This window comes from Flavobacterium sp. LC2016-13 (assembly GCF_009707955.1).
Lineage (GTDB): Bacteria > Bacteroidota > Bacteroidia > Flavobacteriales > Flavobacteriaceae > Flavobacterium.
Map to the genome: position 1 here is coordinate 15,201 of NZ_WMDQ01000009.1, position 24,184 is coordinate 39,384.

Below are 24,184 nucleotides of genomic sequence, written 5' to 3' on the forward strand. Positions count from 1 at the left end.
GAGCCGATATCCTTTTTATGGCTCCCGAGGCTTCGGGACAGCCATAAAAAGATAAAGGCGAGAGCGGGAATAGCTCCTAATTTTTATGGAATAAATTTACAATAAAATTATGAAATTCGTTGATTTATTACAGCACGAACTACATCAATTGCAACGGTATTGTATTTGTCGTTTGGTATTATAATATCGGCAAAAGCTTTTGAAGGTTCGATAAATTGCTCGTGCATAGGTTTTAAAGTATTTTGATAACGTGTTATAACCTCGTCGATATCTCGGCCACGTTCTGAAATGTCACGTTTTAAACGACGAATTAATCTTTCGTCAGAATCTGCATGAACATATACTTTAACGTCAAAAAGATCACGTAATTCAGGATTTGTTAAAATTAAAATTCCTTCGACAATCATAACTTTTCTGGGATGAGTTGAAACGGTGTCATCAGTTCTGTTATGTTTTATGAATGAATAAACGGGCTGATCAATAGTTTCGCCTTCTTTTAACGCTTTTAGATGTTTTACCAATAAATCAAAATCAATAGCACGCGGATGATCAAAATTGATTAAGGCTCTTTCATCAAATGACAAATTATGGTTTTCCTTGTAGTATGAATCCTGAGAAATTACGCCCACTTCAGTGTCTGGTAATTCGTTCATGATTTGGTGTACTACCGTTGTTTTTCCACTTCCTGTTCCTCCTGCAATTCCAATAATGAGCATAAATTTGTTGTTAGATATTTGTTTGGCAAAAATAATAATTTAAGTGAATTGTCTGAGAATATTAACGTATTTAAACCATATAAGTGATATAAGTAAATTTAAGCAAACAGATATTTAAACAATTTATTATTTCACTGAATTTATATTATGTATATGACGAAAAAGATAAAAAAAATCCCGAAAGCAGAACCTTCGGGATTTTGTGCAATCAGTATAATTTAATAAAATATTCTGAATTTAGTAAGCACTGTAATTATTTATTCTTTTTTGCTTTTATCATCATTTCAAGCTGATCCCAAAGTTCTTCAGGAATTGCTTCTAATAAATTGAATTGTCCGGCACCTTTTAACCATTCGCCACCATCAATTGTGATTACATCTCCGTTTACATAAGCAGAAAAATCAGAAACCAAATAAGCCGCTAAATTCGCTAATTCCTGATGATCACCTACACGTTTTAATGGTACTTTTTTTGCCATATCAAATTTCTCTGCAAGATCTCCAGGCAATAATCTGTCCCACGCGCCTTTAGTAGGGAAAGGCCCTGGAGCAATGGCGTTAGAACGAATACCGTATTTTGCCCATTCTACAGCTAAACTTCTTGTCATAGCTAAAACTCCGGCTTTTGCAGTTGCGCTTGGCACAACATAAGCAGAACCTGTCCATGCATAAGTAGTAACAATATTTAAAATCGTAGCTGATGTTTGTTTGCTGTCAATCCAGTGTTTTCCAAAAGCAAGCGTACAGTTTTTAGAACCTTTAAGTACAATATCTATAACAGTATCAAATGCATTTGCAGATAAACGCTCTGTTGGCGAAATAAAATTCCCGGCAGCGTTGTTCAAAAGAACATCCACCTTTCCAAAAGTTTTTAAAACTTCCTGAAGCATATTTTCTACTTCTTCATAATGACGAACGTCACATTGAAGTGGTAAACATTTTCCACCAGTTTCAGTTTCAAGTTCTGTGGCCGTATTTTTAAGCTTTTCTAAATCTCTAGAAGTAATTGCAACCTGTGCGCCTAATTCTAAGAAATATTTAGTCATCGCTTTTCCTAAACCACTTCCACCGCCTGTAACTACAATGACTTTTCCTTTTAAAGCGTCGTCACGTAACATTTTATCTGTATAGCTCATACTTTTCTTTTTTTACAATATTAATTAAAATAATAGGATGCACGCATAATATTGTTATAAAATTTTGATAAACTTTATATATCACATATTTTTTTTGCTGCCGACTCTAATGTAAAATCGTCTTTGGCAAAACAAAAACGTATCAATTTTTGATCTTTATGATCCGAGTAAAAAGTAGAAATAGGAATTGCGGCAACGCCATGATCTGTGATTAATTTTTTGCAAAAAGTCACATCATCATCATTTGAAATATTCGCATAAGAAGCCACTTGAAAATAAGTTCCCTCACAAGGTTTTAATTCAAATTGGCTGTTTTTGAGTAGTTTTTGAAAATAATCACGCTTCTCCTGATAAAATTTCCCAAGTAAATTAACATCAACAACATCCAAATATTCACTAATGGCAACTTGAGAAATACTATTAACGCTGAAAACCAAAAACTGATGTACTTTTTTGATTTCTTTCATGAGATATTCCGGTGCAACGGTATAACCAATTTTCCAGCCCGTAATATGAAATGATTTTCCAAAAGAAGAAACCATTATACAACGATTCAAAAGAAAATCTTTGGTGTGAGCAGAAATATGTTTTTCTTCAAAAGTGATATATTCATAAACTTCATCAGATAAAACAACAATATGCGGATATTTAGAAAGTAATTTTTCGAGTTGAAGAAAATCAGCTTGAGTCATTATTTTTCCTGTCGGATTGTGCGGATTATTAATAATAATCATCTTCGTTTTTGAAGAACAGGCTTTTTCTATCGTTTCCCAATTTGGCGTATAATCATCATTTAATGCGACTCTCACCGGTTTTGCATTACACAATAAAACCGGAGATTCATAAGAATCATAACTCGGATCGAGAATAACAACTTCATCATCTGTTTTTACCAAAGCTAAAATAGAAGTAAAAATTCCCTGTGTTGCGCCGGCAGTAACCAAAAGTTCTAAATCAGGATTAATAGTTCTGTTGTACGAACTCTGAACCAATTTTGTAATCTGATTCATCAGTGGCGGATAACCTGCCATTGGTGTATATTGATGTACATTTTCTTTGGTCAATTTAGCCAGAATATCTGTCAATCTTTCATCAACAGGAAAATTCGGAAATCCTTGCGAAAGATTTATGGCATTATATTCGGCTGCCATTTTAGACATTACCGTAAAAATGCTTGTGGTTATGTTTGGGAGTTTACTCATTGTAAAGTTTTATTAGGGAAACTTGTGAGTACAATATAGGGGAAATTTTATTTTTTTGAACGATTACTTTACGAAATCATTTACAGAAATTGGTACAGAAAAAAGAGTTCTAACTACATTATTGTTCTGTTTTCCGGGAATCCATTTTGGAGACAATTTTAAAACACGAATAGCTTCGGAACCAGTTTCAAAACCAATGTCTCTTAAAACTTTAATATCACTTAACGAACCGTCTTTTTCTATTATAAAAGTTAGGTATACTCTTCCTTTTATTTCCGTGTTTTTGGGATTTTTATAATTTTCTTTGATGAATTTATCAAATGCTTCTTTACCACCTGGGAATTCGGGTTTTACTTCTAAGCCTGCAGTGTTGTAGACTTGGTTTTTTTCTTCAATAACAGGTGTAACTGAACTATTTTGAGTCAGGTTGTATAATTTGGCTGCGTTTGGTGGTTCAATTCCCGTTACCGTTATAGGAAATGAATATCGCCATCTTACAGGTTTGCCATTTTTCTTTGCAGGACTCCATTTTGGAGATAGTTTTAGAACTCTTATTGCTTCTTCTCCAGTGCCATATCCAATATCTCTCAAGACTTTTATATCACTTAATGTTCCATTTGTTTCAACCATGAAAGTCATGTAAATTTTACCTTTTAAGTTGGAGACGTTAGGCATCTTGTAATTTTTCTTAAGAAAATCATTGTGCAAAGCTTCTGGTCCTCCTGGAAATTCAGGGTTGATATCTACGGAAGGAATTTCTTCAGTTTTATTAATTACTGCATCAGGATCTGATTTGATTGTTGGTTCTTTATGTTGTGAAAACATATTTTGAGCAAAACAAATCAAAATCAGAATTAGAAACTTTTTCATTACGATGGTCTTAAAGTTAGTTTACATTTTATGAATAATAAAAATCGTTGGTCGATTATGTAAATCCACTTTTAATTTTTTCCAGTCTGAAATGCGCATTGTTTTTATGAATTCTGTTGGCAACGTAATATCAGTCGCAATACATAAATGCGTCGAAGGATTTACAATCTGCAAAATATCTTCGACTAATTTATTATTTCTATAAGGCGTTTCTATAAAAATTTGAGATTGATTTTTATCCTTAGATAATTTTTCAAAATGTTTTAAAGCCGATTTTTTCTCGTCTTTATCAATTGGCAAATATCCATTGAAAGTGAAACTTTGTCCGTTCATTCCGGAAGCCATCATAGCCAATAAAATAGAAGAAGGACCAACAAGAGGCACAACCTGAATTCCTTTTTCGTGTGCCAGTTTTACAATTACCGCACCAGGATCAGCAACTCCGGGACAACCGGCTTCACTCATTAAACCAACATTTTTTCCTTCTAATAATGGTTTAATGAAGTCTAAATGCTCGCTTGGTTCTGTTCTTTTATTAAGCGTAAAAAGAATTAGTTCTGATTGTTTTTTCTCCGGAGAAACCGCTTTAATTGATTTTCTTGCCGTTTTTTCATTTTCAACAATATAATGATCTATAAAATCAATGCTTCTTTTTACTGTTTGTGGCAAAACATCCATCGGATCGCTTTCGCCCATTGTAGTTGGAATTAAATATAGTTTTCCTAAAAGTTTCATTTGATTTATTTTATAGATTGTAAAAACAAAAAAATTTCACTTATTGGTAATAAATGAAAAAGAGTTGATTATGAATGTTTTTCGATAAGTTTTTTTGCGATAATGTCTGTTACTTCATTCAACAGCTGATATACATTGTCGAATCCGTTAGAGACACCAAAATAAGGATCAGGCACATCTACATTTTCATTCGGAAATAATTCGTTTAAAATAAGATTTACCTTGTTTTTGTGTTCAGGTGTTTTGGCAAGATGAATTACATCGCGGTAATTTGAGTTATCCATAACATAGATATAATCAAATTCGTCAAAATCTGAAGTTTGAAATTGTCTTCCTTTTTGACCGTCAATAGATAAACCATTTTTTTGGGCAACGGCAATAGAACGTTTGTCGGGAGAGTGGCCTACATGCCAGGATCCGGTTCCGGCTGAATCAACTATAAAATGGTCTTTTGGTAATTTTGATGCCAGAATTCCTTCAGCTAAAGGGGATCTGCAAATATTTCCCAAACAAACCATTAAAATTTTTATTGGCATGACTCGCGTTTATAGCGTTAGTTTTTTGTTAATGTCTTCGACAAATTTCTTGAATTGTTTGTCTGTAGAAACTAAATTGTCAACTGTTTTACAAGCGTGTAATACGGTAGCATGATCGCGATCTCCAATTTGTGAACCAATATTTGCTAAAGAAGCTTTAGTAAATTTCTTTGCAAAAAACATGGCCAATTGTCTCGCCTGAACCACGTGTCTTTTTCTGGTTTTAGATTGAAGGGTTTCAATATCCAACTGAAAATAATCAGACACAATTTTTTGAATATAATCGATAGAGATTTCTCTCTTAACGTTTTTAACAAATTTCTCTACAACACTTTTCGCTAACTCGATTGTAACTTCTTTTTTGTTAAAAGAAGATTGTGCAATTAATGAAATAATAGCACCTTCAAGCTCGCGGACATTTGTTTTAATGTTACGTGCCACATATTCAATAATATCTTCCGGCATTTCAACACCATCACGATAAAGAATGTTTTTTAAGATAGAGATACGGGTTTCGTAATCAGGCTGATGTAATTCAGCAGATAATCCCCATTTAAAACGAGACAACAAACGTTGCTCGATATCCTGCATATCAACAGGCGCTTTGTCCGAAGTTAAAATTACTTGTTTTCCGTTTTGGTGCAAATAATTAAAAATATGGAAGAATACGTCCTGAGTTCCTGATTTTCCGGATAAAAACTGAACATCATCAATAATCAAAACGTCGATTAATTGATAAAAGTGAATGAAATCATTACGATTATTCTTTTTTACCGAATCGATATATTGTTGTGTGAAAATCTCGGCAGAAATATATAAAACCGTTTTTTCAGGATATTTATCCTTTACTTCAACACCAATTGCATGTGCTAAGTGTGTTTTTCCTAAACCAACTCCACCAAAAATTAATAATGGGTTAAATGAAGTTCCTCCAGGTTTATTGGCAACAGCCATACCTGCAGAACGGGCTAAACGGTTAGAATCTCCTTCAAGAAAATTATCAAAACTGTAGTTCGCATTTAATTGCGACTCAATTTTTAAATTTCTAATTCCGGGAATTACAAACGGATTTTTAAGTTCTGGATTTAAGTTTTTAAACGGAGCGTCAACCTCTTGCGGTTTCATTGGTACTCTATTGGCACTTGGCAACTGTTCGGTAAACGGTTGTTTATTACCATAAGTGTTCTCCATTTTAATTTTATAGAGTAACTTTGCGTTTTTTCCCAGTTCTTTGGTAAGCGCAACTTTCAATAATTTAACGTAATGTTCTTCTAGCCATTCGTAGAAAAATTTACTTGGAACTTGAATATATAACGCGTTGTCGGTTAGCTCAACTGATTTGATTGGTTCAAACCAAGTTTTGTAGGCTTGATCTTGAATATTGTCTTTTATAAAGGACAAACAGTTTTCCCATACCGATTGAGCAGTTTTAGTCATAGATTCAAATAAATTTTTTTATTATTGATAAAGATTCTCCTAATAAAAAGGGAGCAATTTTATTCCGTATTTCGGGATAACAAATATGTGAACAAATTTCTGTAAAAAAAAATATTTTGCCTTCTAATTTTATAAAAAAATGTTGTAAGGAAACTTTTAAGAGTTAATTTTTTTTAATCAATAAATAATGAAAAATCATCAAACGCAAGTGCGTGTTCGTTACTCGGAAACTGACCAAATGGGAGTTGTTTATCACGGAAATTACATCCCTTATTTTGAGATAGGACGCGTGGAATGGCTTAGAAATAAAGGGGTTTCCTATAAAAGTATGGAAGAAAGCGGAATTGGACTACCAATTGTTTCCATGCAAATTAATTATAAAAAATCTGCGCGTTATGATGAGCTTTTAACGATTCATACTACTTTCAAAAGTCAATCCTCAGTCAAGATCGAATTTGATTGCGCGATCTTTAACGAAGCGAATGAGTTATTAACAACTGCGGTGTTTATTTTAGTATTTATTTCGTTAAAAACGGGTCGCCCAACTGCCCCTCCGGATTATATTTTAGAATTATTTAAAACGCTTGTATAATTGTTAAAACGAACCAATTTTTGATGTTAAATTATATAATTTTAATATCAATTTCAAACATTAAATCAAAAATGTCGAATATCATTTCGGCATTTTTTTTTCGTGTTTTAGTAACTATTTTTCCAATTGGCAATCCCGATTCTTCATCAATTTCCATTTCCTGAGAAACAATATCGAGTTTTTTCTCTTTAATTACCCGCATCACTTTATTCATGTTTTTATAATCAAAAGAGATTAAAAAATGAACGTCAATGGTTTTTTCGATAATCTCACAAACTTCCAATGTCATTTGTGCAGTCGTTTTATAAGCAGCGATTAATCCGCCTACCCCCAATTTAACTCCGCCAAAAATACGAACGACCACTACAAGAACGTTAGTTAATCCAAAAGATTGTATCTGACCATAAATTGGTGCGCCTGCCGTATTGCTTGGTTCACCATCGTCATTCGCGCGATAAGATATTTTTGGTGCAGTGCCTAATTGATAAGCATAGCAATAATGTACAGCATGCGGATGTTGCTTTTTTAAATTTTCGATGATAGGTTTTACCGCATCTTCATTTTCTATAGGAAAAGCGTAGCCAAAGAATTTACTTCCTTTTTCCTTAAAAAGTATTTCTTCAGATTCAAGTGCAATGGTTTGATAAGTATCGTTGTATTCCAAAAGTAAAATTCTAGATTAAATTTGTGGGTAAACTTTTTCTCTCGCAGATTTTGCAGATAAAGCAGATTTGTTTTTATAGAGAATTTAAAAATATCTGCATAATCTGCGAGAAAGAAAAAAAAATAAGCTATAGTATTTTTTTCTCAAATAAATCGACAACATCTTCCTGGCCAACTTGTAAATTCCAAACATGAAAACCTAAAGAGGCAGCAGAATCCGTGTTTTCTTTTTTGTCATCAATAAACAAAGTGCGTTTTGGAGACAACTCATGTTTTTTGATTAAATACTGAAAAACTTCGGCATTTGGTTTTCGCATTCCAATTTCGAACGAAAAATAAACTTTCTCAAAACATTGATAAAAATCGCTGTAAAACGAAACTCCGCTTTTGTTTTCGAAGGTTTCAATATGAATAGAATCTGTATTACTCAATAAAAATAATCGGTACTTTTTTGAAAGCATTTGCAGGAACTCTAATCTATATAAAGGAAAGTCAGCCAAAATAGCATTCCAGGCTTCAAGAATTTCTTCTATAGAAGCGTTTGGAATTTCTTTTTGAAAACCTGCCAGAAAATCATCATGCGAAATATCTCCTGTTTCAAACAAAAGATTTAAACGATCAAGTTCTGAAGTCCATTCTGTCAGTCCCAATTTCTGGAATCCTGAAATCGTAGCTTGTTTATCTAAATTGATAAAAATATCTCCAAAGTCAAAAATTATAGTATCAATCATGATTTCTAACATTTATTAATTCGTCATTTTGAATAAAGATTTTCGTTGCATTTTTCTTTGGCAGAACTGGTGCTTTGGTTCCATTTTCGAAAGTAGGTTTTCCGATAAAAATGCGGGCTTCATCCCAAATATTTTGGTCTATAAAAGATTGTAAAGTCTGTAAACCGCCTTCTATAATAATAGACTGAATTTGATTTTGATGCAAAACTGCCAAGATCTGTGGTATTATGTTTCGATTAAAATCAATTACTTCAAAGGTAGTGTTTTCTGCTGGAAAACTAATTTCAGATTTTGTAAATACTAGCGTTTTTACACTGTCATCAAAAACAAAACTATCTTTTAAGATTCGGTTATTTTGATCAATTACAACTCTAACCGGATTATTTCCTGACCAATCCCGAACGTTAAGTTTTGGATTATCATCAATAACAGTTTGCGTACCAACCAAAATTGCCTGTTCTTCACTTCGCCATTTATGAACCAATTGTCTCGAATAAGTATTGGTAATCCAAACAGGTTTTCTATCCTGATTTATATCTTTCTCCGGCGCCAAAAAACCATCCTGACTTTCGGCCCATTTTAATATAATATAAGGTCTCTTTTTTTGATGAAAAGTAAAAAAACGTTTATTGAGTTCGTTACATTCATTTTCTAAAACACCAACAGTAACATTTGCTCCGGCGGCGATTAATTTTTTGATGCCATTTCCGGCTACTTTTTCGTTAGGATCTACAGTTCCAACAACGACATTCGGAATTTCGTTTGCAATAATCAAATCGCAACACGGAGGCGTTTTCCCAAAATGACTGCAAGGTTCTAAACTCACATAAATAGTAGCTTTTTTTAATAACGATTTGTCCTTTACAGATCGAATCGCATTTACTTCTGCATGTGGCTCTCCGGCTTTTTTGTGCCAGCCTTCGCCGATAATTTTGTCTTCATAAACGATTACACTTCCCACCATTGGATTCGGATATGTAGTTCCAAAACCATTTTGGGCCAATTCAATGCAGCGTCTTATATATGTATCATGTTTATTCACATTACAAAAGTAGTTATTTTTTGAGATTAGTCCCGACAGCTTTGGGATAGTTCTGAAACAATCCAATTAGTTATCACACAATCGGAAAAGTATTTTTACTTTTGTGATTATATTTAGAATATTTAGCGAAATATGGAAAATTGGATTATCAGAAGAATAAAAAAAGAAGACAATCAGGCGGTTGCGAAATTAATACGATCGGTTTTTGATGAAATGGAAATTCCGAAAGTAGGCACGGCTTATGCAGATCCGTATTTAGATTTAATGTTTGAAGAATACAACAAACCCAAATCAGTTTATTTTGTGGTTGAAAATGAAGGTAAAATTGTAGGTTCTGCCGGAATTGCACCTTTAGAAAATGGAGATCCGGCGATTTGCGAATTGCAAAAAATGTATTTTTTACCTGAAACCCGCGGTTTAGGAATTGGTTCTGAAATGATGAAAAAATGTCTTGATGAAGCAAGGAATTTTGGTTTTGAAAAATGCTATATCGAAACTATGCCATTTATGCACGCAGCTCAAAAATTATATGTAAAATCAGGTTTCGAATATTTAGATGCTCCAATGGGTTGTACCGGGCATAGTTCTTGCCCTGTCTGGATGTTGAAAAATTTATAAAAACAAAATGTAACAAATTTTGTTTTGAAATACTTATTTATAGTTGAATAGAATTGATCTTAGCTAAAAATTAATACTCAAATTCCAAATGAAAATCAAACAATATCGCACTCAATTTATACAGGAATTGTCTCCTTTTTACGATGCGTATGAAGCGGAGAGTTTTTTCTATTTAATTTTAGAAGACAAGCATAAATTGCGACAAATTGATCTTGCTTTGAATCATGAATTAACATTTGAGGAAGCTGATTTTGTGTATTGGGATTCAATCCTCGAACAATTAAAAAAAGAAGTGCCAATTCAATATTTATTAGGAAAAACAAACTTCTATGGTTTGTATTTTGAAGTCAATGATAATGTTTTGATTCCGAGACCGGAAACGGAAGAATTAGTAGAATGGATTATCAATGAAAATAAAAACGTAGATAAATCTAAAAAGATAAAAATTCTTGATATAGGAACCGGAAGTGGTTGTATTGCAATTACGTTGGCAAAAAATCTTCCAAATGCAGAAGTTTATGCTATTGATGTTTCTAAAAAAGCCCTGGAAACGGCCAAAAGAAATGCCATTAACAATGATGTTGATGTTACTTTTATATTTCAGGATATTTTAGTTACGGATGAACTGAAATGCCAATTTGATGTTATAGTATCGAATCCGCCTTATGTTCGAAATCTTGAAAAAGAAGAAATAAAGAAAAATGTTCTCGACTACGAACCACATTTAGCACTTTTTGTAGACGATAATGATGCGCTGGTTTTTTATAGAAAAATTGCTTCCCTGGCTCATAACAATCTTTTAGAAAATGGACAATTATATTTTGAAATTAATCAGTATTTAGGAAAAGAAATGATCGATTTACTTGGGAAAATGGATTTTATAAATATCGATCTTCGCAAAGATATTTACGATAACGATCGCATGATTTCCTGCAAGGTTTCTAAAACTTTATAGGTTTTATTAGTTTCTTGAAAAAATGAAACTTTTAAACTAGCCCCGATAGAAATGGAAATCCTTTTGTGCCGGAGTTCGGCATAAAAGATTGGAATGTATAGCGGGACAAGTGGTCATTTGGAAACGATTATTTCTGCTTCAAATAAAAACTATTCATAACGCAAAGCCTCAATAGGATCTAATTGAGAAGCTTTTATTGCAGGATATAAACCAGAAACAATGGCAACCGCAAAACTGGTTGCAAAAGCGGCAAAAATTGCTACCCACGGAATCACAAAAGCAAAACTCATTGCAGCTGCAAAAGCAAAACCAACCAGAATTCCCAAAACGATTCCAACCAAACCGCCAATTTGACCAATCAATAAAGTTTCGATAAAAAACTGAACCGAAATTGTGACTTTTGTAGCGCCTAAAGCTTTACGAACACCAATTTCTCTCGTACGTTCTGTAACCGATACAATCATAATATTCATTAAGGCAATTGATGATCCTAAAATAGTAATGATACTGATAAGCCAGGAAGCCCAGCCTAAATATTTAGTAATTCCGAGGATTCTGTTAATTAAATCATCGCTTCGGCCAATGCCAAAATTATTATCACGAACCGGACTTAATTTACGAACGCGACGCATGGTACTTGTTGCATTATCAACGGCTTCGTCTAAAAGTTCTTTTTTAGAAACCATAACGCTCATGGTATAATTAATATTAGGAGCAGTAAATAAAGAACGTGCAACCTGAATAGGAATTAAAACACGTAAATCCTGACTATGTCCAAAAGTTGATCCTTTTTCTTTTAAGACTCCAATAACTTTAAAACGAGCACCGCGAATTGAAATAACTTTATCAATTGGATTAACATCTTTTAATAATCCTTTCTCAAAATCAGAACCCACAATACAGGAATACGTATTATTATCAATATCAAATTGATTGAAAGAACGGCCTAAAGTGGTTTCTAAACCTGAGTTGGAAATAAAATGCTCATCGACACCAACAATTGTAATTTCAGGATCTGTTTTTTTATCTACATATTTTACTTCTGCCGTTGTAGTTGCGGTAAAAGACAAAGAGGTTTCGGTAAAAGGATATTTAAATTTATTTTTGAAAGCAACAGCTTCGGGATATGAAATAATTGGGTTTATGATTTCACGTTCTTTTCCTCCACGATTTTTAACGTTGTTTTCGTATTGATTGATGTTGAATGTATTAGCACCCATTGATGCAAAATTGGTCGAAACCGTATTTTCAAGCGCGGTTACAACCGTTAGAATTCCAACCAAAGCCGTAATTCCAATAGCGATGATTAATACAGTAAGAATAGTACGCAGCAATTGTGTTTTGATAGAACCAAAAGCAATTCGGATATTTTCTTTAAATAATTTTAGCATCATGACCAATTTGTCACGAAAATACGGTTTTTGTTACAAGTTTGTTTTGGAACTGGCATTATTTATTTTAAAAAATAAGATATTTGCAGACTTAATTAAGTCGAAAGTTGGAAAGTTATAAAGTCGAAAGTCTAAAAAAGACCAATGATCTAAAAAAAAGAAATAAATTAATTTTAAAGATTTTAGATTTTAGTTCTCAAAGAAATCTAAAATCTAGAATCAACAATCTAAAATATTAAATCAAAATGGCTTCAAAACCAAGTATACCACAAGGAACAAGAGATTTTTCGCCTGCAGAGGTGTCAAAACGTCAATATATAATTCAGACGATAAAAAATAATTTTGAAAAATTTGGTTTTCAGCCAATCGAAACTCCTTCTTTTGAAAATTCAGATACCTTAATGGGGAAATATGGAGAAGAAGGTGATCGTTTGATTTTTAAAATATTGAATTCGGGTAATTTTTTCTTCAATAAAAATAAAATTGAATTGCCGGAATCTATAGAAGCATTACAAGTTAATTCTGCTGAAACTATTGATTTGAATCAAAGAATTGAATTAAATAAATTTACCGGAAAAATTTCAGAAAAAGCATTGCGTTACGATTTAACAGTTCCGTTTGCGAGATATGTGGTACAACACCAAAATGAAATTGAATTTCCTTTTAAAAGATACCAGATTCAACCGGTTTGGAGAGCTGACAGACCACAAAGAGGCCGTTACAGAGAATTTTATCAATGTGATGCCGATGTTGTTGGTTCAAAGTCTTTATGGCAGGAAGTAGAATTGGTTCAGCTTTATGATACCGTTTTTACATCTTTAGGTTTAGAAGGTGTTACAATTAAAATCAATAACAGAAAAATATTATCCGGAATTGCAGAAGTTATCGGAGCTTCAGATAAATTAATCGATTTTACAGTTGCTTTAGATAAGCTTGATAAAATTGGTGAGGACGGCGTTAAAAAAGAAATGATCGAAAAAGGCATTGCTGAAGAAGCTTTGGTTAAAGTACAGCCGCTTTTTAATTTCACCGGAACTTTTGCAGATAAAATCAGCCAGCTTTCTTCATTATTAGCTTCATCAGAAGAAGGAATGAAAGGAGTAGAAGAACTTAAATTTATTTGTGACAATGTGGCAACTTTAGGTTTGTCGACAGCAATTTTAGATCTTGATGTAACGCTTGCTCGTGGATTGAACTATTATACCGGAGCTATTTTTGAAGTAGCAGCACCAAAAACGGTTTCAATGGGTTCTATTGGAGGCGGAGGAAGATACGACGATTTAACGGGTATTTTTGGTTTAAAAAATATGAGCGGTGTTGGGATATCTTTTGGATTAGATCGTATTTATTTAGTTTTAGAAGAATTACAATTATTTCCGGAAACTGTAGCAGCAACATCAAAAGCAATATTTATTAATTATGGAGATAAAGAAGCTTTGTACGCTTCAAAAGCAATCCAGAAATTAAGACAAGAAAATATAAAAGTAGAATTGTACCCTGATAATGTAAAAGTTGGAAAACAGTTTCAATATGCAGACAAACGTTTGATTCCGTTTGCAGTAATTGCCGGAGATCAGGAAATTGCTTCGAATTCTTATGCACTTAAAAATTTAGTGACAGGAGAACAGGTTTCTGTAGATTTTGAAGGATTGAAAAATGCTTTATTGGCATAATTTGATATAAAGTGTTTAGCCACAGATTAAAAGGATTGTTTAGATTTTTGTTTCACGCAGATTCGGCAGATTGAAGCAGATTTAATTTGATTTTGATATAAAATAATCTGTTTTAATCTGCCTAAATCTTTTTTAAAATCTGCGTGAAATAATTTTTTTTAGTAACAAGCGAATAGATTTCGAAAGATTGAAAAAAGCTTTATTAGGTTAACTGTTTGGAACGAAGGTTTTTGCCGTAGATTGCACAGTTTTAAAGGATTTTCTTTTTAAATCTCTATGTGAAATAGTTGCTGGGAAAGAAAAAATACTTTTAATTTGCCGACCTTAAGTTACGGGCGTAGTTCAAGGGTAGAATAGCGGTCTCCAAAACCGTTGATGGGGGTTCGAATCCCTCCGCCCGTGCAATAATCTAAAACTTTCGAAAAGTAAAAAGGTAAAAAAAGAGATAAAAAAAAAGCTTCGTCTGAAATAGGCGAAGCTTTTTTTAATATAAGGTAAACTTGAATTAATAATTATTTATGAAGCCGAGGCTAACCCTTAAATTCAATTTTGATAGGCAATAATTTATTTTATATATTGGTGCCTCAAATTTACTACAAACTAAAACGTAATAGTCTTAAAATTATACTAATTTTTTCTCTTACAAAAAAGAATTTTAAAGTACTGAATTTTAATAGAGTGACAATTTGACATTTTAAAACATTTGGCAGTACTTTTGCAATCCAAAAGAAAGAATTGAAAATGAAGTTTAAGAATATTTTTAAAAATACAAATAATATGACTACGGAAAATACAGAATTCGATCAGGAATTAGATGATGTAACGTTAGAAAACAATGCCAACGGTGAGCAATTAATTGTTGAAGAATTAAGTGTTGAAGAGCAATTGGCTCAAGACTTGGCAAAAGAAAAAGATAAGTTTTTGAGATTATTTGCCGAATTTGAAAATTACAAAAAAAGAACTTCAAAAGAGCGTATGGATTTGTTTAAAACAGCAAACCAAGAAGTTTTGTTAGCAATGCTTCCTGTTTTGGATGATTTTGACAGAGCAACTGTAGAGATCAACAAATCTGATGATGAAAATTTGAAAAAAGGAGTAGAGTTGATTCACGAAAAGCTAAAAAGCACTTTAGTTTCTAAAGGTTTAGAGCAAGTTGAAGTAAGAGCAGGTGATGCTTTTAATGCTGATTTTGCTGAAGCAATTACCCAAATTCCAGCTCCGTCTGACAAATTAAAAGGGAAAATTGTTGATGTTATTGAAAAAGGATACAAATTAGGAGACAAAATTATTCGTTTCCCTAAAGTGGTTATCGGAAACTAAAAAATGCAAATAAAATTCTAAAAACCAATTTTTTAGCATTGGGATTTGGAATTTGTAGTTTGGAATTTAAACCTAATTATGAAAAAAGATTTTTACGAAATATTAGGCATTTCAAAAAATGCTGACGCTGCCGAAATTAAAAAAGCTTACCGAAAAAGTGCGCTAAAATATCACCCGGATAAAAATCCAGGCGACAAAGAGGCAGAAGAAAACTTTAAACTTGCAGCAGAAGCTTATGAAGTTTTAAGTGATCCTAACAAAAAAGCAAAATACGACCAATACGGACATCAGGCTTTTGATGGTTCTGGCGGATTTGGCGGTGGTCACGGCGGTATGAATATGGATGACATTTTCAGCCAGTTTGGTGATATTTTTGGTGGAGGATTTGGCGGTTTCGGTGGAGGCGGAGGTGGCCCTCGTCGCGCTAAAGGAAGCAATCTTCGAATTAAAGTAAAATTAACTTTAGATGAAATTGCAAATGGTGTTGAGAAAAAAGTAAAAGTAAAACGTAAAGTTCAGGCTAAAGGTGTTACCTACAAAACGTGTTCGACTTGTAACGGTCAAGGACAGGTAATGCGTGTAACAAACACAATTTTAGGAAGAATGCAATCTGCATCAACTTGTCCTACTTGTGGCGGTTCTGGACAAATTTTAGATAAAAGACCTTCTGAAGCAGATGCTCAGGGAATGGTTTTAGAAGATGAAACAGTTTCTATCAAAATTCCTGCTGGAGTTGTTGACGGAATGCAACTAAAAGTTTCAAATAAAGGAAATGATGCTCCGGGAAATAGTATTCCGGGAGATTTAATTGTTGCGATCGAAGAATTAGAACACGAATTCCTGAAACGTGAAGGAGAAAATATACATTTTGATTTGTATATCAGTTTTCCTGAAGCAGTTTTAGGAGTTTCTAAAGATATTGAAGCAATCAACGGAAAAGTTCGTATTAAACTGGAAGAAGGAATTCAATCCGGAAAAATCTTAAGATTAAAAGGAAAAGGAATTCCAAGTATAAACGGTTACGGAAGTGGTGATTTGCTAGTTCACGTAAATGTTTGGACACCAAAAACGTTGAATAAAGAGCAAAAACAATTTTTTGAAAACGCTTTAAACGACGAGCACTTTGTTCCGAGTCCTGAAAAATCAGAAAAATCATTTTTTGAAAAAGTAAAAGATATGTTTTCATAAGCTAAACTTTTTCTAAAAGGCATAAATAATTATAAAAACCCATTCTAATGCAAATTTAGAATGGGTTTTTTGCGTATTATTACGCAGATTCGCTTCGAATTATTTACTTTTACAGGCCGTTAATCACAATGGTCAAACTGACGCAGAAAATTCTAAAAATAGCATGAGCAACTTACTCGAAGTACATAAAGTCGTAAAACAATACGGTGATTATGTAGCGCTTAACGAAGTTTCATTAAATGTACCAAAAGGTAGTATTTATGGACTATTAGGTCCAAATGGGGCTGGAAAAACTTCCCTTATCCGAATCATAAATCAAATTACATTGCCAGATAGTGGCGAAGTAATTCTTGATGGAGAAAAATTGCAGCCAAAACACGTGCAGACAATTGGGTATCTTCCTGAAGAAAGAGGATTGTATACTTCTATGAAAGTAGGAGAACAATGTTTGTATCTGGCACAAATGAAAGGACTTTCTAAAGCAGAAGCAAAAGTGCAATTAGAATATTGGTTTGATCGATTGGGAATTCAGGGTTGGTGGAACAAGAAAATCCAGGAACTTTCTAAAGGAATGGCACAAAAAATTCAGTTTGTGGTTTGTGTATTGCATAAACCAAAATTGCTGATTTTTGATGAACCATTTTCCGGATTTGACCCTGTAAATGCCAATATCATTAAAGATGAAATTTTAGCATTGAAAGAACAAGGCGCGACAATTATTTTTTCGACACACAGAATGGAAAGTGTTGAAGAACTTTGCGATCATATTGCCTTAATTCATAAATCGAATAAACTGATCGAAGGAAAAGTAAGTGATGTAAAACGCCAGTTTAAAACCAATAGTTTTGAAGTTGGAATTCTGACAGATAATGTTGAAGGCCTGATGTATGACATTACACAAAAATTTACCGTTTCGCCTGCCAATTTTAAATCGCTAAATGATGATTTGAAATTAGATATTCAAATAGGAAATGCAACGCCAAATGAGTTATTACATCTTTTAACACAAAGAGGACAAGTAACACATTTCGTAGAAAAAATACCAAGTGTAAACGATATTTTTATTCAAACAGTAACTGAAAAAGTTTAGATTTCAGATTTTAGATCTCAGAATAAACCCCTTGAATCTAAAATCTAAAGTCAACAATCTAAAATCTAAAATCAAGAAATGAGTATAATTTCATTAATTATAAAAAGAGAATTCATTGCAAAAGTTCGCAATAAATCTTTTGTTGTCATGACTTTTTTAAGTCCGTTGCTGTTTGTGGCAATTGCGGGATTTATTGGTTATTTGAGTTCGATGAAAGCAGATACCAAACGAATTGCGATTCATGATGAAACAGGTTTGTTTGCAGATGATTTTGTAAAGCAGAATAATTACGGAGCAGAATACCGATATTTGAATTTATCTGAAATAGATGTAAAGTCCCTAAAAGACAGTATTACGAAAGAAAATTTCGAAGGACTAATTGTAATTCCGAAAACAGATAATTCAAAAGATTTAGAAAGCAAAATTCAGTTTATTTCGAATAATAGTCCAAGCATTGTTTTTATCGAAAAAACGCAGAACGTTATTGCTTCAAAAATAACAAAACTCAATCTTGAAAAAGCAAAACTTGATACTTTAGCGATTCAAAAAGCGCAATCAGATGTCAATATCCATTTGATAAAAGCTTCTGGAGAAGAAAGTCTTAAAGGATTAAATGAAATAAAAATTGGTATTGGCGGCGTTTTCGGTTATTTAATTATGATGTTCATCATCATTTACGGAAATATGGTAATGCGAAGCGTTATCGAAGAGAAAACCAACAGAATTATCGAAATCATTATTTCATCAGTAAAACCATTTCAGTTAATGATTGGTAAAATCGTTGGAACTTCGCTTGCAGGTTTGCTTCAATTCATAATTTGGGCCATTATTGGTTTAGGATTAATGTTTGCAGCATCAGCATTTTTTGGAGTAAATGTTGGGCCAACGGCTAAAATTCCACCAGAATTAATGCATTCGGCACAACAAGAATTTTCAGGATCAGCACAAATGTATATTAGAGAATTATGGAATTTGCCAATCGCCAGTATTTTAATTGGTTTTGTGGTTTATTTTATTGGAGGATACTTTTTGTACAGTTCATTTTATGCGGCAATTGGAGCAGCTGTCGACAATCAAACCGATTCTCAGCAATTTCTTTTACCGATAATTATGCCACTTATTTTAAGTGTTTACGTTGGTTTTTTTACTGTAGTAAATGATCCGCACGGAACAGTTGCAGTTGTATTTTCCATGATTCCGCTTACATCACCAATCGTAATGTTAATGCGAATTCCGTTTGGGGTGCCGTGGTGGCAAATCGCAATTTCGGTATCATTATTGTTTGCTACCTTTTTCCTTGTCGTTTGGTTCGCAGCAAAAATTTACCGTGTAGGTATTTTAATGTACGGCAAAAAACCAACCTGGAAGGAATTGTATAAATGGCTGAAGTACTAGCTTTTTAAAGTTGCAAAGGTTCAGAGGTACAGAGGTTCAAAGGTTTTAAAATTTGATTTTTGTAACTTAGAATAAACAACTTAAAGAATTATACTAGAACTTAAAAAAAAAGATATTACTAATAACAGGTTAAAAGGAATTAATAGCGACAAAGATTTTAAAACTTTGTACCTCTGAACCTTTGCAACTTTGAACCTTAGAAAAAAAATGAGTAAAATACTAATTATAGAAGACGAAGCATCGATCAGAAGAGTTTTGGTAAAAATTTTATCAGAAGAAAATGACACCTATCAGGTTGATGAAGCAGAAGATGGCGTTGCAGGTCTTGAAAAAATAAAAAACAACGATTACGATTTGGTTTTGTGTGATATCAAAATGCCAAAATTGGACGGTGTTGAGGTTTTAGAAGAAGTAAAAAAGATAAAGCCAGAAATTCCTATGGTGATGATCTCCGGTCATGGCGATATGGAAACGGCGATTCATACAATGCGTTTAGGTGCTTTTGATTATATCTCAAAACCGCCCGATTTAAATCGTTTGTTAAATACGGTTCGTAATGCTTTAGATAAAAAACAACTTGTAGTTGAGAATAAAATACTGAAGAAAAAAGTTAGTAAAAACTACGAAATGGTTGGCGAAAGCGAAGCCATCAATCATATTAAAGTAATGATTGATAAAGTTGCTCAAACCGAAGCCAGAGTTTTAATAACAGGACCAAACGGAACCGGAAAAGAATTGGTAGCGCATCAATTACACGAAAAAAGCGAGCGTGCTAATTTTCCTTTAATAGAAGTAAACTGTGCAGCGATTCCAAGTGAATTAATCGAAAGCGAATTGTTCGGTCACGTAAAAGGAGCTTTTACATCAGCCGTTAAAGATCGTGCAGGAAAGTTTGAAGCAGCAGACAAAGGAACTATTTTCTTAGATGAAATTGGTGATATGAGTCTTTCGGCGCAAGCCAAAGTATTGCGTGCTTTACAAGAAAGTATGATTACAAGAGTTGGAGCAGAAAAAGATATAAAAGTTGATGTTCGTGTTGTGGCTGCAACCAACAAAGATTTAAAAACAGAAATTGCCGAAGGTCGTTTCCGTGAAGATTTATACCATCGTTTGGCTGTAATTTTGATTAAAGTTCCGCCATTGAATGAAAGACGTGATGATATTCCGGCTTTAATAAGACACTTTGCAGAGAAAATAGCTTCAGAACAAGGAAATGTGGTTAAAGTGTTTTCACAGCAAGCCATAAAATTATTGCAGGAATACGATTGGACTGGAAATATTCGTGAACTTCGAAATGTAGTCGAAAGATTAATCATTTTGGGAGGTACCGAAATTTCTGAAACTGACGTAAAAATGTTCGCAAGCAAATAGGTTGCTTCGCGCAATAGGCTTTAAGCTTTAGGCTTTAGGCTGTTAAAAATTATAAATAATTTTTGCTTATGGCTCATAGCCTGAAGCTTAAAGCATAAAAAAATGAAACTAAAAAAAATAAACGAAAAGTTACAAGACGCTTTAATTGAAAACGGATTGACGGAACCTAATGTATTGCAAAAGGAAACTTTTTCGACCATAAAAAGCGGTGCAGATTGTATTATTCTTTCTCCGGCAGGAAGCGGAAAATCGACTACCATTGTATTGAATGTAATTCAGCAATTGGCAGGTCATACCGAAGAATCGCCTCGTGCTTTGATTTTTGTAGATGACAAAACGAAAGTATTAGAAATGGTAGAACTTTTTGCGAAATACGGAAAATATACCAATCTTGAAGTTTACGGAGTGCACGACAAAGGCGATATGGATTATGATAAAAACTATATTTCAACAGGAATTGATGTTTTAATTGGAACTCCAAATAAATTAAGCGATATGTTTACAACCGCAGGTTATAATGTAAACCGTTTAAAAATGTTTATTATCGACGATGCAGATCCAATTTTGAAATTACGCCACGAAACTAAAATCATGCGTATTTCGAATAGTATCACAAAAACACAACGTATTATTTTTGCTGAAACATTAACAGAGCGTATTGAGATTTTGGCAGATAAAATGCTGTTAGAGCCTTATATATTCGATATGGATGAAGAAGGCGAAGAAGAGCTTGATGAAGAAGAAAATGATATTGAAGAAGAAGAGTAATTTAATAGTCACAGTTTATTTATGGAGACATTAAAAACACTTAAATTTTTGGCAATCGTGCTTTTGGCATTTTTTGCTATTATTTATGTAATCGTTGTTTCCTATGTTTATTTCAATCAGGTTGGAATGGTTTTTCAGAGTGCGAGACTTCCAAAAGACTATAAATTTGATTATCAGCAGAAATTTGAAGAATTAAATATTCCTTCATTTGACGGAGTTCATCTGAATGGATTATTGTTTAAAGCAGAAAAATCAAAAGGATTGGTTTTTTATCTTCACGGAAATGCAGGAACATTAGAAACCTGGGGAAAAATTGCTAAAATTTATACCAGTTTAGGCTATGATATTTTTATTTTAGATTACAGAAGCTTTGGTAAAAGTGAAGGTGAAATTGAAAATGAAGAACAACTGAATAAAGATGTTGCTGTTGCCTATAAAACATTAACAAAGCGATATCCTGAAAATAAAATTATCATTACAGGATATTCAATAGGCTCAGGATTGGCTACTATTTTAGCATCTCAAAACAAACCAAAAGCCCTAATTCTACAGGCGCCTTATTATAGCTTTACGGAATTATCAAGTTCCAGAGTTCCGTTTTTCCCTGATTTCATGAAAAAATTCAGTTTGGAAACCTATAGCTATTTGCCCGAAATTAATGTGCCAATTTATATTTTTCATGGAATGCAGGACCAATTAATTCCATATAATAATTCAGTTCGGCTAAATAAACTCTTGAAAGCAAATGGACATTTTTATCCGTTGCAAAACCAAGATCATATTGGTATGAATGAAAACAATGATTTTCAAAATCAATTAAAAATAATATTAGATTAACTATATAAATAAAATGTCATGGGATTAATGAAAGTGTTTTCAGGAAGCGAAGTTTTAGCACTTGCTTTACAAGAAAGATTAGAAGAAGCAGGAGTAGAAACTACAAAAAAAGATAATATTCAATCGGCTCGTTTAGGCGGTTTTGGACAATCTGATTTAGCTGTTGAGGTATTTATTCAGGAAACTGACTTTGCAAAAGCAAATCCGGTTATTGAAGATTTTAGAATGAGTATATAACTTTTCAGGATGAATAGAGCTGTCAAGATTTTAATACTTTTTTTTGTTTATTTTGATTGTAGACAGGTTTCTATTTATGCCTAAAAGATTTGATAGAGTTTGGGAATTTGAAAAAGGTATTTATATTGGAGATCCTATTTCGTTTGTACAAAACATTGAAATTAAAAATAATTTTGAAGTTCAAATTAGTAAAAATCAAAAATCTGAAACATTTTATGTTTTAGGTTGCTATTTTGGTAGTCTATATTTATTAGAAAAAAATACATTTAAATTTACGCAATATTCAACATTATAAGATAATGGAATAATGGTAAATAAATAATTAGAAGAAAGAATAATGCAATATAAAATGCTAGTGCTCGACATGGATGACACCTTGTTGACAGACGATCATAAAATCTCGGATTTAAATAAAAAAGTACTTCTTGAAGCTCAGGCAAAAGGTGTTTATGTGGTTTTAGCTTCTGGCCGACCAACATCTGCAATGACGGCTTTTGCCAAAGAATTAGAATTAGACTTAAACGATTCTTATATTATTTCGTTTAATGGTGCTGTAATTAGTACTGTAAAAGACGATCTCATTTTATTCGAACAATGTTTAACTCCCGAACAAATTCATGATTTATATGATTATAGCGTAAAAATGAAAACGCATATTATCACTTATCTTGATGGAGAAATTGTGAGCGAAACCGATTCTGAATATATCGAAATCGAAAAAGAAATCACCGGATTACCCCATAATAAAGTTGCTGATTTTAAAGCAGCGGTTACAAAACCTGCTGTAAAATGTATTTTATTAGCAGAACCTTCTTATTTAAAAGAAGTAGAAAAAGATTTAAAACAAGCAATGCCTCACTTGAGTGTTGCAATGTCGAAACCTTTTTTCTTAGAAGCTGCTCAAAACGGGATTGATAAAGCGGCTAGTTTGAAACTTTTGGCTGCTAAATTAAATATTGATCAAAGTGAAATTATCGCTGTTGGAAACGCAGGAAATGATCTTACTATGATTGAATATGCCGGTTTAGGAGTTTGGGTAGATAATGTTACGCCCGAATTGCGTGACAGAGCTGATGTTATTGTAGCTTCAAATAATGATGATGGTGTTGCAGAAGTAGTACAGCGTTATATTCTAAACAATTATATTCATGAAAAAGTCAATTGAAACAGAACGTTTAATTTTGAGAGAATTACTTCTTTCAGATGCTGACGGAATGTTTGAATTGGATTCTAATCCTAACGTGCATATTTTTATCGGAAATAAGCCTGTAAAGGATATTGAAGAAAGCCGGGAGCAAATTAAAAATATTCAAAATCAATATAAAACTTTTGGAATTGGCCGCTGGGCAGTTATTTTAAAAGAAACAAATGAATTTTTGGGCTGGTCCGGAATAAAATTCATTACAAATGAAATCAATAATCATAAAGATTTTTATGAAATTGGATATCGTTTTATTGAAAAACATTGGGGAAAAGGATATGCAAGCGAGGCAGCAATAGCTTTTGTCGATTATGCTTTTACTGAAATGAAAGTCGATAAACTTTATGCTTACGCAGATGAAGGAAATGAAAACTCAAGAAAAGTCCTTGAAAAACTGGGTTTTCATTATGTAAATTCATTTGAATACGAAAATGAATTAGAAGTTTGGTACGAACTTAAAAATCCGAATACCTAAAAAAAG

Annotated in this window: 26 protein-coding genes and 1 tRNA gene; 16 read left to right on the plus strand and 11 right to left on the minus strand. The window is 32.9% G+C overall.

Annotation, left to right across the window (positions count from 1 at the left end; genetic code table 11):
- Positions 1–107: 107 nt before the first annotated feature.
- From udk to dnaA, 7 genes are all read right to left on the minus strand, one after another.
- Positions 108–716 (minus strand): uridine kinase, encoded by a 609-nt coding sequence (udk, locus tag GKZ86_RS17600; protein WP_154784379.1) that lies wholly within the window; start codon positions 714–716, stop codon positions 108–110.
- 253 nt (positions 717–969) lie between these two features.
- Positions 970–1,851, minus strand: coding sequence for an SDR family oxidoreductase (locus GKZ86_RS17605; protein WP_194632554.1), 882 nt, complete (start codon positions 1,849–1,851; stop codon positions 970–972).
- Between the two features lie 74 nt (positions 1,852–1,925).
- On the minus strand, positions 1,926–3,053 hold the full coding sequence (locus GKZ86_RS17610; protein ID WP_154784380.1) for a methionine aminotransferase: 1,128 nt from the start codon (positions 3,051–3,053) through the stop codon (positions 1,926–1,928).
- A gap of 63 nt (positions 3,054–3,116) precedes the next feature.
- The gene (locus GKZ86_RS17615; RefSeq protein WP_228526604.1) at positions 3,117–3,923 is read right to left on the minus strand and encodes an energy transducer TonB; all 807 of its coding nucleotides are present in this window, start codon (positions 3,921–3,923) and stop codon (positions 3,117–3,119) included.
- Positions 3,924–3,944: 21 nt separating this feature from the next.
- A complete protein-coding gene (locus GKZ86_RS17620) occupies positions 3,945–4,658 on the minus strand; it encodes an SAM-dependent methyltransferase (RefSeq protein ID WP_154784381.1) in 714 nt (237 codons plus the stop codon).
- A 68-nt stretch (positions 4,659–4,726) separates the two neighbouring features.
- Positions 4,727–5,194: a low molecular weight protein-tyrosine-phosphatase gene (locus GKZ86_RS17625; RefSeq protein ID WP_154784382.1), complete on the minus strand. Its 468-nt coding sequence runs from the start codon at positions 5,192–5,194 to the stop codon at positions 4,727–4,729.
- 9 nt (positions 5,195–5,203) lie between these two features.
- Entirely contained in the window at positions 5,204–6,631 is a 1,428-nt protein-coding gene (gene dnaA / locus GKZ86_RS17630; protein ID WP_072973220.1) for a chromosomal replication initiator protein DnaA, read from the minus strand.
- 187 nt (positions 6,632–6,818) lie between these two features.
- Here dnaA and GKZ86_RS17635 point away from each other — a divergent pair, with 187 nt between their 5' ends.
- A complete protein-coding gene (locus tag GKZ86_RS17635) occupies positions 6,819–7,223 on the plus strand; it encodes a thioesterase family protein (RefSeq protein WP_154784383.1) in 405 nt (134 codons plus the stop codon).
- A gap of 31 nt (positions 7,224–7,254) precedes the next feature.
- On the opposite strand, the gene GKZ86_RS17640 is transcribed toward GKZ86_RS17635, so the two are convergent.
- From GKZ86_RS17640 to ribD, 3 genes are all read right to left on the minus strand, one after another.
- A complete protein-coding gene (locus GKZ86_RS17640) occupies positions 7,255–7,887 on the minus strand; it encodes a YigZ family protein (RefSeq protein ID WP_154784384.1) in 633 nt (210 codons plus the stop codon).
- 127 nt (positions 7,888–8,014) lie between these two features.
- Positions 8,015–8,617 (minus strand): HAD family phosphatase, encoded by a 603-nt coding sequence (locus tag GKZ86_RS17645; protein WP_154784385.1) that lies wholly within the window; start codon positions 8,615–8,617, stop codon positions 8,015–8,017.
- On the minus strand, positions 8,610–9,659 hold the full coding sequence (ribD, locus tag GKZ86_RS17650) for a bifunctional diaminohydroxyphosphoribosylaminopyrimidine deaminase/5-amino-6-(5-phosphoribosylamino)uracil reductase RibD (RefSeq protein ID WP_194632553.1): 1,050 nt from the start codon (positions 9,657–9,659) through the stop codon (positions 8,610–8,612). The genes GKZ86_RS17645 and ribD overlap by 8 nt, the downstream gene beginning before the upstream one ends.
- 132 nt (positions 9,660–9,791) lie before the next feature.
- Here ribD and GKZ86_RS17655 point away from each other — a divergent pair, with 132 nt between their 5' ends.
- Complete coding sequence (locus tag GKZ86_RS17655) at positions 9,792–10,277, plus strand: GNAT family N-acetyltransferase (protein ID WP_154784386.1); 486 nt, start codon at positions 9,792–9,794, stop codon at positions 10,275–10,277.
- Between the two features lie 88 nt (positions 10,278–10,365).
- Positions 10,366–11,232 carry a peptide chain release factor N(5)-glutamine methyltransferase gene (gene prmC / locus GKZ86_RS17660; RefSeq protein WP_154784387.1) on the plus strand — a complete coding sequence of 289 codons (867 nt, stop codon included), beginning with the start codon at positions 10,366–10,368 and terminating at the stop codon, positions 11,230–11,232.
- A 149-nt stretch (positions 11,233–11,381) separates the two neighbouring features.
- On the opposite strand, the gene GKZ86_RS17665 is transcribed toward prmC, so the two are convergent.
- The gene (locus GKZ86_RS17665) at positions 11,382–12,626 is read right to left on the minus strand and encodes an ABC transporter permease (protein WP_154784388.1); all 1,245 of its coding nucleotides are present in this window, start codon (positions 12,624–12,626) and stop codon (positions 11,382–11,384) included.
- A 242-nt stretch (positions 12,627–12,868) separates the two neighbouring features.
- Between GKZ86_RS17665 and hisS the strand changes: the two genes are divergently transcribed.
- From hisS to GKZ86_RS17730, 13 genes are all read left to right on the plus strand, one after another.
- Positions 12,869–14,296 carry a histidine--tRNA ligase gene (gene hisS / locus GKZ86_RS17670; protein ID WP_154784389.1) on the plus strand — a complete coding sequence of 476 codons (1,428 nt, stop codon included), beginning with the start codon at positions 12,869–12,871 and terminating at the stop codon, positions 14,294–14,296.
- Between the two features lie 331 nt (positions 14,297–14,627).
- Positions 14,628–14,698: transfer RNA gene (locus GKZ86_RS17675), tRNA-Trp, on the plus strand.
- Between the two features lie 339 nt (positions 14,699–15,037).
- The gene (locus tag GKZ86_RS17680) at positions 15,038–15,616 is read left to right on the plus strand and encodes a nucleotide exchange factor GrpE (RefSeq protein WP_154784390.1); all 579 of its coding nucleotides are present in this window, start codon (positions 15,038–15,040) and stop codon (positions 15,614–15,616) included.
- 78 nt (positions 15,617–15,694) lie between these two features.
- Positions 15,695–16,804 carry a molecular chaperone DnaJ gene (gene dnaJ, locus GKZ86_RS17685; RefSeq protein ID WP_154784391.1) on the plus strand — a complete coding sequence of 370 codons (1,110 nt, stop codon included), beginning with the start codon at positions 15,695–15,697 and terminating at the stop codon, positions 16,802–16,804.
- Positions 16,805–16,967: 163 nt separating this feature from the next.
- Positions 16,968–17,894: an ABC transporter ATP-binding protein gene (locus GKZ86_RS17690; RefSeq protein ID WP_154784392.1), complete on the plus strand. Its 927-nt coding sequence runs from the start codon at positions 16,968–16,970 to the stop codon at positions 17,892–17,894.
- A gap of 78 nt (positions 17,895–17,972) precedes the next feature.
- Positions 17,973–19,289, plus strand: a complete 1,317-nt coding sequence (locus GKZ86_RS17695) for an ABC transporter permease (protein ID WP_154784393.1) — start codon at positions 17,973–17,975, stop codon at positions 19,287–19,289.
- A 207-nt stretch (positions 19,290–19,496) separates the two neighbouring features.
- Positions 19,497–20,660, plus strand: coding sequence for a sigma-54 dependent transcriptional regulator (locus tag GKZ86_RS17700; protein WP_154784394.1), 1,164 nt, complete (start codon positions 19,497–19,499; stop codon positions 20,658–20,660).
- A 102-nt stretch (positions 20,661–20,762) separates the two neighbouring features.
- Positions 20,763–21,428 carry a DEAD/DEAH box helicase gene (locus tag GKZ86_RS17705; RefSeq protein ID WP_154784395.1) on the plus strand — a complete coding sequence of 222 codons (666 nt, stop codon included), beginning with the start codon at positions 20,763–20,765 and terminating at the stop codon, positions 21,426–21,428.
- A 21-nt stretch (positions 21,429–21,449) separates the two neighbouring features.
- On the plus strand, positions 21,450–22,265 hold the full coding sequence (locus GKZ86_RS17710; protein WP_154784396.1) for an alpha/beta hydrolase: 816 nt from the start codon (positions 21,450–21,452) through the stop codon (positions 22,263–22,265).
- 18 nt (positions 22,266–22,283) lie between these two features.
- Complete coding sequence (locus GKZ86_RS17715; protein ID WP_154784397.1) at positions 22,284–22,502, plus strand: putative signal transducing protein; 219 nt, start codon at positions 22,284–22,286, stop codon at positions 22,500–22,502.
- A gap of 76 nt (positions 22,503–22,578) precedes the next feature.
- Entirely contained in the window at positions 22,579–22,797 is a 219-nt protein-coding gene (locus tag GKZ86_RS17720) for a hypothetical protein (protein ID WP_154784398.1), read from the plus strand.
- Between the two features lie 42 nt (positions 22,798–22,839).
- Entirely contained in the window at positions 22,840–23,667 is an 828-nt protein-coding gene (locus GKZ86_RS17725) for a Cof-type HAD-IIB family hydrolase (protein WP_154784399.1), read from the plus strand.
- Entirely contained in the window at positions 23,651–24,178 is a 528-nt protein-coding gene (locus GKZ86_RS17730; protein ID WP_154784400.1) for a GNAT family N-acetyltransferase, read from the plus strand. Before GKZ86_RS17725 ends, GKZ86_RS17730 begins: the two co-directional genes overlap by 17 nt.
- The last annotated feature ends 6 nt before the right edge of the window (positions 24,179–24,184 follow it).